The organism is Propionivibrio soli (assembly GCF_025770765.1).
GTDB lineage: Bacteria > Pseudomonadota > Gammaproteobacteria > Burkholderiales > Rhodocyclaceae > Propionivibrio > Propionivibrio soli.
Map to the genome: position 1 here is coordinate 39960 of NZ_JANZKY010000015.1, position 13629 is coordinate 53588.

The following is a 13629-nucleotide window of genomic DNA, read 5'->3' on the forward strand; positions in this document are numbered from 1 at the left end:
TCGGATACCTTCCGTCAGGGAACGCAAAACAAGAGCAACGACCATGAGCGAAGTGCTGCGGAGAGCCTTTTCATGCATATTCCTGACGGTTACCTGAGCCCGATCACCTGTGTCGCAACCTATGCGGCAGTCATGCCATTCTGGGTTGTCGCGCTCCGGCGTCTGAAGCGCGTCTTGCATACGCGCATGGTGCCCCTGCTGGCCGTTTTTTCGGCGTTCAGCTTCGTCGTCATGATGTTCAACCTGCCATTGCCCGGTGGAACGAGCGGGCACGCCGTCGGAGTGGCGATCGCATCGATCGTCCTCGGCAAATGGGCGGCGATGGTTGCCATCTCGATTGCCCTCTTGATACAAGCGCTGTTCTTTGGCGATGGCGGAATCACGACCTTTGCCGCCAATTGTCTGAACATGGCGGTTGCCGGTTCGTTCGTCGCCTCGTGGACGTTCGCGTCGATTGCCGGCAAAACGAGAGCTGGAGAGGCGAGGCGCCTCTTCGCGGCCGGTCTTGCAGGTTACCTGGCGCTCAACGTGTCGGCATTGCTTACGGCCGTCGAGTTCGGCATCCAGCCAATCTTCTTCCATGACGCGGCCGGGACTCCGCTGTACGCACCGTATGGGCTCTCGGTCGCGGTGCCGGCCATGATGATCGGGCATTTGGCGGTCGCCGGCCTCGCCGAATTGGTGCTGACAGCCGGCCTGTTTGCTTATCTTCTGCGAACGCAATCGGACGCACTGACATGTGCAGCCATGGTTGAGGTATCAGCCCCGGCTTGCGGCACGAAGCCGATCGCCAGGCTTTGGTACGGGTTGGGCGCGGTGGTTGCGGCAACGCCGCTCGGCCTGCTCGCCGAGGGAACCGCTTGGGGAGAATGGAGTGTGCAGGATTTCATCGATGACGCTTCGCGCCTGGAGATACTGCGTGTGTCGGACGGTACGGCGCTCCCGGATGCCGTCCCCGCGGGTCTGCGGCGTTTGTCCGAAGCCTGGACGGCTCCGTGGGCGGATTATGCACCGTCCTTTTTGCACAACCTCTCGCTTGGTTACGTACTTTCGGCGATCGTCGGTGTCGGGTTGACCCTCACGGCGTGGTATTTGATCGCTCGCTTGCTGCGGGCCGTTACGGCAGCGCGCCCGATCGAGCGTCTGTAACCGACAAGCCGGTGTGGTGTGAGACCTATACAACAGTCGAATAGTTACCGCGGCGATCGCGGCGCCGTGTTTGTGGGGCGACTACTGCAGGGATTGGCCACAGCGGCTCAATTGGCAGAGGAGGCCGAGGCGCTGAACGCGCGGCAGGGGCTGTTGCAAGGGCTCGATGCGCGCGTAAAGCTCGTCAGCATGCTGGTGCTGATCGTTGCTGGCGTGCAGACACACTCTTCGAGCGCGCTCGCCTCGCTTCTCGTCATGGCGTTCGTTCTCGCGCTGGTTTCGCGCCTATACACGATGCCGGTTCTCCGGCGCCTATGGGTCGGCATTCTGCTCGTTGCCGCGGTGATGGCGCTTCCAGCGCTTTTCCTCGTGCCTGGAGGCATCGCCGGCCGGCTCCCGATGATCGGTTGGTCGATTACCGAGCCGGGGCTGCGCAGTGCAGCTTTTCTGTTCGGGCGAGCGGCAGCGTCGAGTACCTTCTCCATGTCGCTGCTCGCCACCACACCGTGGCCCCATGTGCTGAAGGCCATGCGCTGCCTCGGCGTTCCCGCCGTTCTCGTCGCCGTGCTCGGTATGGCGCAGCGCTATATCTTCCTGCTTTTGCAGACGGCCATGGAGCTCGTCGAAGCCCGCCGCAGTCGCATTCTGGGACCTCTGGGTGCCCCTGGCCGACGGCATATGGCAACCTCGGCGGCAGGTGCATTGTTCGAGCGGTCGTTCTTTCTGGCGTGCGAAGTCCATCTCGCGATGGTGTCCCGCGGCTACCGGGGCGACGTGCGCCTGCTTGACGATTTCCATATGCGGCGGCGCGACTGGCTCGCGGCCTGCTTCGTGGTCGTCGTCGCGCTCATTGCCAGTATCGGGGTTGGGCGATGAACGAGCCGGTTTTCGAACTCACCGACGTTTCCTATGCCTACCAAAGCGTCCCGGCACTCGATGGCGTCAACCTCAGCATTCGGCGCGGCGAACGCATTGCTCTGCTCGGAGCCAACGGCTCGGGAAAATCCACGCTGCTGCGTCTGCTCGATGGCTTGAGTTTCGCCAACGGAGGAAGCCTACGGGCGTTTGGCGAGGCGCTCGACGAAGCGTCTCTGTCCGACGAGAGAACGCACTATTCGTTTCGGCGGCGCGTGGGGTTCGTTTTCCAGAATCCCGAGGTACAGCTTTTCAACCCGACGGTTTTTGATGAACTGGCTTTCGGCCCGTTGCAACTGGGTTGGTCACGGGCTGAGATCCTGCAACGGATCGAGGAAATCGCTGAGCGCTTTTCGCTCGGCCACCTGAAGAATCGCTCGCCGCACCGCCTCTCCGGAGGCGAGAAAAAACGCGTGGCGCTCGCGTCGGTGATGATCGTCGATCCTGAAGTCCTGCTTCTTGACGAGCCCACTGCTGCACTGGACCCGGAAAGCCAAAGCGAAATGATCCGTTTCCTGGCGGCGAGCAGGAATACTGGACGTACTCTCATCATCGCAACGCACGACCTCGATGTGCTTCCCGATATTGCGGATTACGCGTACGTTCTCGACCGGGGGCGCGTGGCTGGTGCCGGTACGCCGGCGGAAATTCTCGCCAACGAAGCATTGCTGCGCCGCACGCGCCTCATTCACGCGCATTGGCATTCCCATGCCGACGGGACGGCGCACATCCACGCGCACGGACACGGGCATGTGCATCGACATGAAGGCTCGCATGGAGACCCGGGCTCCTCCGTCTCATCGCCGCCGATGACGAACGGGGTGGGTTAGCATCTAGCTATGCTCGACACATTGACCGACGCCCTATCGTTGCTCGCCACCTTCGACCGGCAGGTGGTCGCTGTCGTCTGGCTCTCGTTCCGCGTGACGGTGGCGACCACACTTCTTTCGACCTTGATTGGCCTGCCGCTCGGGGCTCTGGTGGCCGTCGCCCAGTTTCCGGGCCGCGGCTTCGTGACGGTTTTCCTCAACGGGATGATGGCGCTCCCGTCGGTGGTGGTCGGCGTCATCGCCTATCTTTTCCTGTCGCGCTCAGGTCCCTTCGGAAGTCTGGGGCTGCTTTACTCTCCGGCCGCGATGATCATTGCCCAGACCATCCTGGTGGTGCCACTCATGGCAGCCCTGACCCGGCAGATCATTGAAGACGCGTGGCGCGAGTACACGCACGAATTCCGCTCGATGCGCTTCCGGTTGCGACACACCGTGGTCGCGCTTCTTTACGACTGCCGGTTTTCCCTGTCGGTTGCGGTGCTTGCCGGCATGGGCAGGTCGTTATCCGAAGTCGGCGCCGTGATGATCGTCGGCGGCAATATCGAGGGTTACACGCGCGTAATGACGACGGCGATCGCACTCGAAACGGCCAAAGGCGATCTGCCCTTGTCGCTGGCGCTGGGCATCGTCCTGCTGTCCGTCGTATTGCTGCTCAATGCCGGCGCGTATGGCCTGCGCCGCTGGGCGATGCGCAAGTACGGCTGAGTACCACGGCCGTTGCCCAGACTGTCGCTCCGACCGAGCGAACGGCGGCATCTGCGCGCTTTGCCGCCGTCAGACGCTTTCCTCGTCTCCCGCAAGCCGAGAATCCTGCCGTCCGCAACCCTGTCCGGGAGCCCGCGCACCCTGACACACCCTGCCTTTCGGGCTCCGGAAGTCACCAAAAAAACTGTCACGAAAGGTGACAGCGCATGGACAAATCGGCGGGTTCGCTTGAACCGCGACTGACCGAATCGAATACTGCGTGCAAGACACAAGGGAGCAATTCAAACCGCTCTCCAGCGTCCTGAGTGAGCAGTTTTTCCATCTCAAAAACACAGCGGAGCGCCTAGCGCGACGATGCGATAACCAGCAAGGAGAATGTCAATGGCTTACAAGATTGTTCCTGAACTCTGCAACGCCTGCGGTGCTTGCGAATCCGAATGCCCCAACCGGGCGATCAGCCACGTCGAGAAGCTGTTCACCATCGACCCGAACAAATGTCAGGAATGCCAAGGCACGTACGACAGCCCGATGTGCGCTCAGCTGTGCAACACCGACGCCTGCGTCCCGGCCTGATTCAAGCGAAATCGAATCCCCGCAGCGGTTTATGACGAGCCGCCGCTACCAATTCGGAGAACGTTATGGACAAGATCGTACGCATCAACATGGCGGATCTGAGCAGCCGCATCGAGCCGGTTCCCGAGGAATGGGTCGGGCTGGGAGGGCGAGCCTTGACCTCGACCATCGTCGCCACCGAAGTGCCGCCCACGTGTCATGCGCTGGGGCCGAGCAACAAGCTGGTGTTCGCCCCAGGCTTGCTTTCAGGCACGGCAGCGGCGAATTCGGGCCGGTTGTCGGCCGGAGCGAAGAGTCCTTTGACCGGCGGTATCAAGGAATCGAACGCCGGCGGCACCGCGGCGAAGATGCTGGCCAAACTAGGCATCAAGGCATTGATCGTGGAAGGCGTGCCAAAGGAAGACAAGTGGTACAGCGTGCACGTGACGAAGAACGCCCTCACCATCCAGGAGGAGACCGAAACGGTCGGTAAAGGCAATTACTGCCTGGTGAATACGGTGCAGGCGCGCTTCGGTCTCCCGGTCGGCGTGATCACCATCGGCCCGGTCGGCGAAATGAAGATGCTTTCGGCCAACATCTCTGTGGCCGATCCGGAGTCGCGCATTCGCAGCCTGGGCCGTGGCGGCCTCGGTGCGGTCATGGGGTCGAAGAAACTCAAATTCATTTCGATCGACGATACGGGAACACCACCGGTGATGCCCAAGGAGGCCGTCAAGTTCAAGGAAGCCGCGCGGGTATTCGCCAAGACGCTGCTCGATCATCCGGTCAGCGGGCAGGGCCTGCCGAAGTACGGCACCAATGTTCTGGTCAACATCCTCAACGAAGCCGGTGGCCTGCCGACGCGAAACTTCACCAGCGGCCAGTTTGCGGCGCACGACAAAATCTCGGGCGAGACGATGTACGAGACGATCGTCGCTCGCGGCGGCACGCCGACGCACGGTTGCCACGCTGGCTGCCAGATCCAGTGCTCGCAGGTCTACAACGACAAGAACGGCAAGTACGTCACCTCCGGGTTTGAGTACGAGACGATCTGGGGGTTGGGCGCCAACTGCTGCATCGAAGATCTCGACGATATCGCTGAAGCCGATCACATCATGGACGACATCGGCTGCGACAGTATCGAAACAGCCGTCATGTTCGGCGTCGCCATGGAAGCCGGCGTGCTGAAGTTCGGCGACGGTAAGGAAATGGTTCGCCTGCTGCGTGAAGAGATCGGCAAGGGAACGCCGCTCGGCCGTGTTCTCGGCGGTGGCGCTGGCCAGGTCGGGCGCATCTACGGCGTCACGCGCGTTCCGGTTGTCAAGAATCAGGGCATCCCGGCCTATGACCCGCGCGCCGTCAAGGGCATCGGCGTCACCTATGCGATGGCGACGATGGGCGCTGATCACACCTCGGGCTATGCAATTGCGACAAACATCCTGAACGTCGGCGGTCACGTTGATCCGTTGTCGAAGACGGGTCAGATCGAACTCGCGCGCAACCTGCAGATCGCCACGGCGGCCATCGATTCGACCGGCATGTGCCTGTTTATCGCGTTCCCGGCGCTGGATATCCCGGAATGCCTGACGTCGTTGATCGACATGATCAACGCCCGGTTCGGCATCAACCTCACGGGCGACGACGTGACCGCACTTGGCAAGGCCGTGCTTAAGCTTGAACACAAGTTCAATCTCGAGGCCGGATTGTCGAAAGAGCACGACCGTCTGCCGGAGTTCTTCAGCAAAGAGACGATCGCGCCGCACAACGCCATCTGGGACTTCACACCCGAGGAACTGGATACATTCTGGAACTTCTGATCGGCGCTAACGTGATACGGAACACCGCCCACGAATCCCGGCTTGGTGAGATTGCCATACCGGGCTTCGTGGGCATTCCGCGATCCCTTCGTCATCCCCGCGGACGATGCGCATGAAGGTCAAACTCAAGCTCTTCGCTACATTGCAGGAATACCTTCCAGCCGACAGCGCCGGGGGGCAGGTCATGCTCGAATTGCCCGATACCGCGACGGTTCCGGATGCGCTTGGCGCGCTCGGGGTGCCGATGAACCTCACTCATATCCTTTTCGTCAACGGACGCCATGTTCTGCGGCCCGAGCGGGAGACTTTTCGTCTCAAGGACGGCGACACGCTATCCGCTTTCCCCGCGATCGGAGGAGGCTAGGGGGCTCTCATCCACAGTCAGATAGCCCGCGCCGACGCGTTGATAACCATTACACAAGGAGGCTCGCGTCATCATGAAAGTTGAAGAACTGCTCCAGCAGTCACTGGAGATCGAGGCCCCGTGGCAGGTCGTGGACGTCAGGCGCGACCTGGGGCGAAAGCAGATCGACGTTTGGGTGGGACTGCAGTCCGGAAAGAGCAGCTGGTTGTTTGGCGCAAAGACCGCCACCGTGCGCGAAGACCAGACGCATGTGTGGCGCCATCTCAATCTCTGCGGTTCGCGGTGCCTGGTGCACGCCGAGGCAACGCCCGAGTCGGCCACGCAACCGTGGCGAGGCGAGGCGGGGCAGCCCTTTACCCATCTCCTGTCACGGTCCATCGTGAGCATGATCCGGGACGGCATCAAACTGCAGAGCATTTGCTCCATCCTCGATATTCCGGTGGGTGATTTGTGGAAATTCAAGCATGCGCTCGACAGCGGAAAAACCGGAATTTCTTCGTTGCCACCCGAGGCGAAACACTCTGCCGACGCCGATTCGGGCGTCCCGGAACCGGACTCGCGCGTATGGATGGCCTTGCTTGAGGGCAGGGTGAATATCGACATCCGGCTGCTCAGCCTGAAACTTTTGCTCACGAAGATGCGCGAGCAGATGCGCGTCATCGCGGATAATGAAGTTCGTACCTTGAAATGCTACGAATTGCAGCGCTTCTTCGTCCGATACGAGAAAACCCTCGGCCACGAACTCGCCCAACTGGAAAAGCTCGCCTGATGGCCAACGCACACTAAAACAGGAAGAACGGCCATGAAAACGATTTCCGGACTTGTTTCTATCGCCAGAGCCGCCGAACTGATCAACGACGGCAGGTACCTGAGCATCGCCGGCGACGAAGCCGCGCTGAAGGAACTGCCCAAAGGCAACTGGATCGGCGGCACCATTCCCTATTTCATGACGGAGGCGGGCGGTGCCGTGTCGCGTACGGAGGTCTTCATCGATGAAATGCCTGTGTTCGATGAAGCGCCGACGCTGCGTTTCTACGACGTAGACGCGCTTCCCCACCTATGCCGCAACGCCCCTGAATACGGCTACACCTTGATGATCGTGCCGGCGTTCAGCGCATGCCATAGCACCTTTGCCGAGAATGCCCCGAACTACGAGGACATGTACATCAAGCCGTTGATCGGCTGGATCGCCGGCGTGCATCTGGACGACCTACCGCAAGCCGCGCCAAAGACGGTGCTGGGACCGACGGGCGAGTTCTCGACGGAGCAGGCGGTCGTCGTGCATGTTCCATTACCGCCCGAGAAAATTGCCAACATCGATATCGTGAACTTGTTCCAGCCTGGGGACGGAGAATCGATCACGTTCGAAGGAACAGGATTTTCGGCGCAGCAATGCAAAATTGGCGGGAAGAGCGCCAATCTGGCGCAATACATGACGGCCTCGGGAATCGATACCCGCCTCCCGTTGGTCGCTGACTATTGCGGCGCAATGATCAACGTCAGCATCAAGCAGGTCGACGCGGCGGCCGGGCGAGTCGACTTCTACGCCCCGGTGTTTGCCGGCGTGACCTACCGATTTGCGGCGCCGGTGGCCGATTACGTTCGCGGGTTCGAGCGGGCGCTACCGTCAATCGAAGACGGCGTGGTTTTCTCGTGCAACTGCATCCTCAATTTCCTTTACTCGAACCTGGAAGGCAAGCGCACGGGCCATATCGTCGGACCCGTGACCTTCGGAGAAATCGCCTACCAACTGCTTAACCAGACGCTGGTTTATCTGACGATCACCGAGTAGAACGAGACGGGTGGCGTGGGGACGGATACGAGCCTGGACATCGCGTGAAATAGGGCCACTCCTCAGGACGAGGGCTAGGAGCACGATTTCAAGAAGCGCCGAGCGGCGCGCGAAGAATCAGCGCGGCTGCTCTTAACCCCCTTGTTCCCCTTGTCAGGGGGAAACGGAGTCTCTGCAGTCGATGGTGTTCTCTCGCGCTTTGTGCCTTCTACGTCGAGGGAAGACTCTTCTCCTATGACAAGGGGAGGATGGGAAGGGGGCAACCGTACGGAGGCCCTGTATATCCCTTGCCAGATGTAGAAGGCTACCGCGTCCTCAGCCGCCTTTCTGCGCATCCGGGAAGAAGAGCTGTTCGCCGTTGATCTTGTAGGCGGCAATCACGTCCTGGCCTTCGCGCGACGTGATCCACTCGATGAACTTCATTCCTGCTTGCTGCTTGACGTGCGGATGTTTCGCCGGATTCACGAGCATGACGCCGTAAGGATTGAACAGGCGCTTGTCGCCGGCGAGAACGATTTCGAGGTCCTGGCGGTTCTTGAACGACAGCCAGGTGCCGCGGTCAGCCAGCGTATAGCCGCCGACGGCCGCGCTCATGTTCAAGGTCGGGCCCATGCCGGCGCCCGCTTCCTTGTAGCCCGACCAGGCCTTGGGATCGACCCCGGCGTCTTTCCAGAAGCGGAGTTCCGCGGAGTGGGTTCCGCTCTTGTCACCGCGCGAGATGAACGGCGCCGTGGCGGCCGCCAAGCGCCGGAATGCTTCGACGACGTCCTGAGTCTGCTTCACTTTGGACGGGTCCGCCTTCGGTCCGACGATGATGAAGTCGTTGTACATCACGTCCCGACGGTCAACGCCCCAGCCTTCCGCCATGAACTTGTCTTCCGCCGGTCGATCATGGACCAGCACCACGTCGGCATCGCCCCGCCGGCCTGTATCCAGCGCTTGCCCGGTACCCAACGCGACGACTTTCACTTTGATGCCCGTCTGCGCTTCGAAGCGCGGCAGGATGAAGCCGAACAAGCCTGATTGCTCGGTGGACGTCGTAGACGCGAGGACGATGAATTCCTCGGCGGCAGCGAGGCCAGCCGTCAGCGTCAGGCAAAGAAATACGATCAGTTGTCGAAAGCGATACGCCATGGCAGTTCTCCCTGAATGAATAACCGGGCTTCGTTGGATTGCGGGTGCGAAAAGAACCGGGCGGCCGGCGCGCGTTCAACGACGCGTCCGCCGGCTAGAAAGACCACATCGTCCGAAATGCGCATGGCCTGACCGAGATTGTGGGTCGTCATCAGGATGCGGGTCCCATCGGTGCGTATCTCGCGGACGATCGATTCGACGGCTTCGGTGGCCGAGGGGTCGAGCGCCGCGGTCGGTTCGTCGAGCAGCAAGAGGCGCGGGCGCGTCGCCCACGCGCGGGCTAGCGCGAGCCGTTGCCGCTCGCCGCCGGAGAGCAGGCGGGCGCTGTCTTCGCTGCGATGCGCGAGGCCCACGCGTTCGAGTACGTGCGTCGTGCGCCGGCGAAACTCGACACGGGGCAGGCCAAGCGGCATGAGCCCCAACGACGCATTATGGAAGACGGAACTGCGCAGCATGATCGGGCACTGGAAGACCATCGCGATGCCGGTGGCCGGAGATTCTCGGCCGTTCCAGTCGATCGATCCGTTGTCGGTCGCTTGCAGCCCGGCGAGAACACGCAGCAGTACCGTCTTGCCGGCGCCGTTCGGGCCGATGATGCTGGTGATGCCTTCGCTGCCGATATCGAGATCGATACCCGAGAGAATGCTTCGGCCCCCGGGTGAAAATCCGATTTCGGAGAGTCTGATCGGAAACAGGGATGACTCGCCGAGCCAAGTCTCCGGCCGCCTGAGCGGTCCGCTTGGAGAGCCGTCCCTGAACGCTAGCGCTCGGTGCACGAAATGCATGGGTCGATGCTGTTCACGATGATCGCGATATCCGCGATCTTCGCGTCCTTGAGCATGAAGCGCAGCGCGTCCCAGTTCATGAAGCTCGGCACCCGCCACTTGACGCGTTCCGGACGCGGCGAATCGGTGATGCGCACGTAGTAGATCAGTTCGCCACGTGGCGCTTCGCATTTCGCGATGGCTTCGCCCGGTGGAATCGCCGGACGTTCGCTCGTACAGGCCGTCGGCCCGTCGGGCAATTGGACGAGGCATTGGCGGATGATGCCGATCGCCGTCGCGGCTTCCGCCAGGCGGATCATGGCTCGCGACCAGACATCGCCGTCTTTCAAGGTATGCACAGGGACCTGCAGGTTGGGGTAGGCCGAGTAGGGCGCCTTGAGGCGGACGTCGTATTCGATTCCCGAGGCACGCGCCACGGGGCCGACCACCGAGCAGTTGATCGCGTCTTCGCGCGAGAGAACGCCGATCCCCCGCGTGCGCCCTAGAATCGAACCGTTCGTGCGGTAGATCTTGGTGACCTCCGCGATCGCGGGCTCGACCTTGTCGAGTTGCGCTTTGAGGTACTCGGCGTTTTCCGGCGTGATGTCGTAGCGGACGCCCCCGATGATGTTCGCGCCGATGTCCATGCGGTTGCCGAACACCGATTCCTTGACGTCCTGCATCATCTCGCGGATTTCCATGACGTGCATGAAGAGCGACTCGAAGCCGACCAGATGGGCGAGGACGCTGACGTTGAAGAGGTTGGAGGCAACGCGCTTGATCTCGTCAGCAATGACGCGCAGGTACTCGGCACGTGGCGGCACCGTGAGTCCGGCGATCTGCTCGACCGCCATCGCATACGCTTGCGGGTGGCTGTTCGAGCACAGCGAGCAGATGCGCTCCGTCAGCACGATGTTCTGGAAGATGTTGCGCTTGGTCACCAGATATTCGATGCCGCGATGTACGTGGCCGGCGTGGATGTCGACGTTGGCTACCGTTTCGCCCTGCACGTCGAAGCGGAAATACATCGGCTCCTCGAGTGCGACGTGCAGCGGTCCGACCGGGATGGTGAAGGTGCTCATGCGTTGCTCCCTGTCTGGGCCAGGATCTTTTCCCAAAGCCCTTTGGTGGTGGCGCTGTTGACCAATGCCGAGAAGGGGATCAGGCGTTCGAGGACGGCGCCGTCGATCGCCGGGTCGATGAACAGGCGGCGAGGGTCCGGGTGGTTGGAAACGACGATCGAGTACAGCTCCATCATCTCGCGTTCGGGCCAGTCGGCCGCCCTGTACAGCGGCGTCAACGAGGCGACTTCACCGCCGAATGGCACATAGACGACGACCGTGAGCGTGTCGCCATCGACGTCGAAGTGATAGTTGATTTCGAAACTCTTGCCGTCGTTCGGCACGCCGCCGAAGAACGTGGGCACCACGGGTGTCTCGCCTTCCTTGGGGGGCGGAGCGGGCGGCGCTTTCGGCTGCAGGATGGTGATCGTCGACACGCGCGCACCCCTTTGCTTCAGAAGCGTCGCGGCCCGCAGCAGATCGTCCTTGCTGGCAAGCCGGGCCCACGCGCTGCCCACGCCCTTGGCATCGGTCCGCCGTGTGTATTGAATGCCCGCCGGCGCGGCTTCGTTCAGGGGCGCTTCGAGACCTTCGAATAGTTTGCTCATGACACGGCTCCTCGTTCAGCCAACGCCTTCTTGCGGCAGGCCGGACACAGATTGCGTTGCTGTTCGATTTCCTCGGGGGTGAACGGCGGTTCCACGCCCACGGGGTTGGGTGCGCTCGAGAGTGTCTTGGCGTTGCATCCCGTACAGTTCACATAGACGATCGTTTCGCGGATTGCCATCCCGAACTCGTCTTTCACCGGATGCGCCATATGCCAGTCGGTCGTCTGACGGATGGCATCGGTCGGGCAATAGTGTTCGCACAGTCCGCAGAAAACGCAGGTGTTGTGCCACATCATGAAGCGCAGGCCTTCCGGCGTCTTGTCGAAGCGTATCGCGCCAGGTGCACATACCTGCTCGCAGGCGCGGCACGCCGTGCATGAAGCGAGCTTGAAATCAATGCGGCCGCGAAAATTGTCCGGCGTCCACGCCGGACCGAACGGATAGCTCACCGTCGATGGCCCGCTCACCAGATTCTGAATCAGCGTTTTTATGAAGTTCATGGCGGTTCCTGAAGGGATCAAAGGCGCTGGCGCCAGATCTCGATGGCCTGCGCGATGCCCTCGATGATCGCTTGCGGCCTGGGGGCGCAGCCGGGGACGTTGACGTCGACCGGGATGTACTTGGAGAGCGGAGCGAGGACCGCATAACCGTCCCTGAAGATGCCGCCTGATATCGGGCAGACGCCCACCGCGACCGTTACTTTGGGATCGGGGACTTCGTCAAAGACGCGCAGCACGCTGTCCTTGACGCGTGCCGTAAGCGGCCCGGTAACCAGCACGATGTCGGCGTGGCGCGGGCTGCCGCAGTACTGGCAGCCGAGCCGTTCGACGTCGTAGCGAGGAATGAGCGCCGTGGTCGCGCATTCGACGTCGCAACCGTTGCACGAGCCGGCGTTGATGCGGTAAATCCAGGGCGAGCGGGCCGCCATGCGGCGGCTCTGATCGGAAATGAACTGTTTGAGGGACATGGCATGTTTCCGGTTAGGCAAGAGCGACGACCGCGAGCGACAGCACCGAGAAGGCCAGTGGCCACTTGAGGAAGAAGCGGAAGGCCTGGTCGATGCGCATCCGGCCGCACGAGACGCGCACAACCGAGACGCCGATCAGCATGAGCAGAACGAGCTTGGCAAGGTGAACGAGCAGCCCCGCGGCGCCGTCCGGCGCATAGGGGAAAAAGAGAGCGATGCCAAGCCCGAGCACGACGACCGCCTTGAGGGCCGACATGACCTTGAACAAACCAAGCGCCGGCCCCGAGTATTCGAGCAGCGGGCCTTCGAGCACTTCGGTTTCGGCTTCCGGAATATCGAACGGGATAATGCCCAGGTTGGCCGGATAGAAAGCCAGGAAGGCGAGCAGGGCTGGCCACATCACCGGGTCGAGCAGGAAGGCGCCGTGTGTGCGCTGATAGGCAACGATCTCGGTGAGCGAAAAGCTTACCCATCCGCCCTGACCGAGCCCCGTGCGCAGCGCGACCGCGGCGACCACAAGTACCAGCGGCCCTTCGTAAGCCAGCATCATCGCCATCTCGCGCGAGAAACCGATGGCACCGAAAGGAGAGCCCGACGCCGAGCCGGCGACCATCAAGGCGACGGCCGGAACGGTCAGCAGATAGAGCACGACCAGCAGATCGCCGAACGCCGGGTTGGGTGTGTAGAACCCGGGGATCGGCACCAGCGCGGCGGCCAGCGCCATGGAGACGGCGCCGATCAACGGTGCGCCGAGGAACACCGGCTCGCTGGCGATGTTCGGGACCATCGTGCGTTTTTTCGCGAGCTTGACGAGGTCGTATAACGGTTGTGCCAGCGGCGGGCCGACGCGTCGCTGCAGGCGCGCGGCCAGACGGCGGTCGAGCCCCTTGAGCGCCAAACCGAGAGCCAGTGCGAACAGGCCGCCCGGAAACACCAACATGGCGAAGATGGCGTAGAACGATTCGGTCATG

At 61.9% G+C, this 13629-nt stretch carries 16 protein-coding genes; 9 read left to right on the forward strand and 7 right to left on the reverse strand.

Going from position 1 to position 13629, the window contains the following annotated elements; all coding sequences use genetic code 11:
- Positions 1–72: 72 nt before the first annotated feature.
- The 9 genes from cbiM (at position 73) to NZ453_RS17225 (ending at position 8124) form a co-directional block, all read left to right on the forward strand.
- On the forward strand, positions 73–1149 hold the full coding sequence (gene cbiM, locus NZ453_RS17185) for a cobalt transporter CbiM (protein ID WP_263772000.1): 1077 nt from the start codon (positions 73–75) through the stop codon (positions 1147–1149).
- A gap of 18 nt (positions 1150–1167) precedes the next feature.
- Positions 1168–2025, forward strand: a complete 858-nt coding sequence (gene cbiQ / locus NZ453_RS17190) for a cobalt ECF transporter T component CbiQ (RefSeq protein ID WP_263772002.1) — start codon at positions 1168–1170, stop codon at positions 2023–2025.
- Positions 2022–2894 (forward strand): energy-coupling factor ABC transporter ATP-binding protein, encoded by an 873-nt coding sequence (locus NZ453_RS17195; protein ID WP_263772004.1) that lies wholly within the window; start codon positions 2022–2024, stop codon positions 2892–2894. The genes cbiQ and NZ453_RS17195 overlap by 4 nt, the downstream gene beginning before the upstream one ends.
- Before the next feature lie 9 nt (positions 2895–2903).
- Positions 2904–3599 (forward strand): ABC transporter permease, encoded by a 696-nt coding sequence (locus tag NZ453_RS17200; protein ID WP_263772005.1) that lies wholly within the window; start codon positions 2904–2906, stop codon positions 3597–3599.
- A gap of 381 nt (positions 3600–3980) precedes the next feature.
- Positions 3981–4172, forward strand: coding sequence for a 4Fe-4S binding protein (locus NZ453_RS17205; RefSeq protein WP_263772006.1), 192 nt, complete (start codon positions 3981–3983; stop codon positions 4170–4172).
- A 65-nt stretch (positions 4173–4237) separates the two neighbouring features.
- Positions 4238–5968 carry an aldehyde ferredoxin oxidoreductase C-terminal domain-containing protein gene (locus NZ453_RS17210; RefSeq protein WP_263772008.1) on the forward strand — a complete coding sequence of 577 codons (1731 nt, stop codon included), beginning with the start codon at positions 4238–4240 and terminating at the stop codon, positions 5966–5968.
- A gap of 112 nt (positions 5969–6080) precedes the next feature.
- Positions 6081–6332: a MoaD/ThiS family protein gene (locus NZ453_RS17215; protein WP_263772010.1), complete on the forward strand. Its 252-nt coding sequence runs from the start codon at positions 6081–6083 to the stop codon at positions 6330–6332.
- A gap of 73 nt (positions 6333–6405) precedes the next feature.
- Positions 6406–7101, forward strand: coding sequence for a hypothetical protein (locus tag NZ453_RS17220; RefSeq protein ID WP_263772012.1), 696 nt, complete (start codon positions 6406–6408; stop codon positions 7099–7101).
- A 33-nt stretch (positions 7102–7134) separates the two neighbouring features.
- Positions 7135–8124, forward strand: a complete 990-nt coding sequence (locus NZ453_RS17225) for a DUF6976 family protein (RefSeq protein WP_263772013.1) — start codon at positions 7135–7137, stop codon at positions 8122–8124.
- Positions 8125–8439: 315 nt separating this feature from the next.
- Here NZ453_RS17225 and NZ453_RS17230 read toward each other — a convergent pair whose 3' ends face one another.
- From NZ453_RS17230 to NZ453_RS17260, 7 genes are read right to left on the reverse strand one after another with little or no spacing between them, the layout of a single operon-like run.
- Positions 8440–9258 carry an ABC transporter substrate-binding protein gene (locus NZ453_RS17230; RefSeq protein ID WP_263772014.1) on the reverse strand — a complete coding sequence of 273 codons (819 nt, stop codon included), beginning with the start codon at positions 9256–9258 and terminating at the stop codon, positions 8440–8442.
- Entirely contained in the window at positions 9234–10043 is an 810-nt protein-coding gene (locus NZ453_RS17235) for an ABC transporter ATP-binding protein (protein ID WP_263772015.1), read from the reverse strand. Before NZ453_RS17235 ends, NZ453_RS17230 begins: the two co-directional genes overlap by 25 nt.
- Positions 10019–11104, reverse strand: coding sequence for a hydrogenase large subunit (locus NZ453_RS17240; RefSeq protein ID WP_263772016.1), 1086 nt, complete (start codon positions 11102–11104; stop codon positions 10019–10021). The genes NZ453_RS17235 and NZ453_RS17240 overlap by 25 nt, the downstream gene beginning before the upstream one ends.
- Positions 11101–11691 carry an NADH-quinone oxidoreductase subunit C gene (locus NZ453_RS17245; RefSeq protein WP_263772017.1) on the reverse strand — a complete coding sequence of 197 codons (591 nt, stop codon included), beginning with the start codon at positions 11689–11691 and terminating at the stop codon, positions 11101–11103. Before NZ453_RS17245 ends, NZ453_RS17240 begins: the two co-directional genes overlap by 4 nt.
- Entirely contained in the window at positions 11688–12191 is a 504-nt protein-coding gene (locus tag NZ453_RS17250) for a 4Fe-4S dicluster domain-containing protein (protein ID WP_263772018.1), read from the reverse strand. Before NZ453_RS17250 ends, NZ453_RS17245 begins: the two co-directional genes overlap by 4 nt.
- A 17-nt stretch (positions 12192–12208) precedes the next feature.
- The gene (locus tag NZ453_RS17255) at positions 12209–12658 is read right to left on the reverse strand and encodes an NADH-quinone oxidoreductase subunit B family protein (RefSeq protein ID WP_263772019.1); all 450 of its coding nucleotides are present in this window, start codon (positions 12656–12658) and stop codon (positions 12209–12211) included.
- Between the two features lie 13 nt (positions 12659–12671).
- Positions 12672–13628 carry a respiratory chain complex I subunit 1 family protein gene (locus NZ453_RS17260; RefSeq protein ID WP_263772020.1) on the reverse strand — a complete coding sequence of 319 codons (957 nt, stop codon included), beginning with the start codon at positions 13626–13628 and terminating at the stop codon, positions 12672–12674.
- Position 13629: the final 1 nt, after the last annotated feature.

Bases quoted from the DNA above. Each gene is read 5' to 3' on its own strand.
- cbiM (WP_263772000.1), top strand. From the start codon at position 73: ATGCATATTCCTGACGGTTACCTGAGCCCGATCACCTGTGTCGCAACC.
- NZ453_RS17195 (WP_263772004.1), top strand. From the start codon at position 2,022: ATGAACGAGCCGGTTTTCGAACTCACCGACGTTTCCTATGCCTACCAA.
- NZ453_RS17200 (WP_263772005.1), top strand. From the start codon at position 2,904: ATGCTCGACACATTGACCGACGCCCTATCGTTGCTCGCCACCTTCGAC.
- NZ453_RS17205 (WP_263772006.1), top strand. From the start codon at position 3,981: ATGGCTTACAAGATTGTTCCTGAACTCTGCAACGCCTGCGGTGCTTGC.
- NZ453_RS17210 (WP_263772008.1), top strand. From the start codon at position 4,238: ATGGACAAGATCGTACGCATCAACATGGCGGATCTGAGCAGCCGCATC.
- NZ453_RS17215 (WP_263772010.1), top strand. From the start codon at position 6,081: ATGAAGGTCAAACTCAAGCTCTTCGCTACATTGCAGGAATACCTTCCA.
- NZ453_RS17220 (WP_263772012.1), top strand. From the start codon at position 6,406: ATGAAAGTTGAAGAACTGCTCCAGCAGTCACTGGAGATCGAGGCCCCG.
- NZ453_RS17225 (WP_263772013.1), top strand. From the start codon at position 7,135: ATGAAAACGATTTCCGGACTTGTTTCTATCGCCAGAGCCGCCGAACTG.
- NZ453_RS17230 (WP_263772014.1), bottom strand. From the start codon at position 9,258: ATGGCGTATCGCTTTCGACAACTGATCGTATTTCTTTGCCTGACGCTG.
- NZ453_RS17235 (WP_263772015.1), bottom strand. From the start codon at position 10,043: ATGCATTTCGTGCACCGAGCGCTAGCGTTCAGGGACGGCTCTCCAAGC.
- NZ453_RS17240 (WP_263772016.1), bottom strand. From the start codon at position 11,104: ATGAGCACCTTCACCATCCCGGTCGGACCGCTGCACGTCGCACTCGAG.
- NZ453_RS17245 (WP_263772017.1), bottom strand. From the start codon at position 11,691: ATGAGCAAACTATTCGAAGGTCTCGAAGCGCCCCTGAACGAAGCCGCG.
- NZ453_RS17250 (WP_263772018.1), bottom strand. From the start codon at position 12,191: ATGAACTTCATAAAAACGCTGATTCAGAATCTGGTGAGCGGGCCATCG.
- NZ453_RS17255 (WP_263772019.1), bottom strand. From the start codon at position 12,658: ATGTCCCTCAAACAGTTCATTTCCGATCAGAGCCGCCGCATGGCGGCC.
- NZ453_RS17260 (WP_263772020.1), bottom strand. From the start codon at position 13,628: ATGACCGAATCGTTCTACGCCATCTTCGCCATGTTGGTGTTTCCGGGC.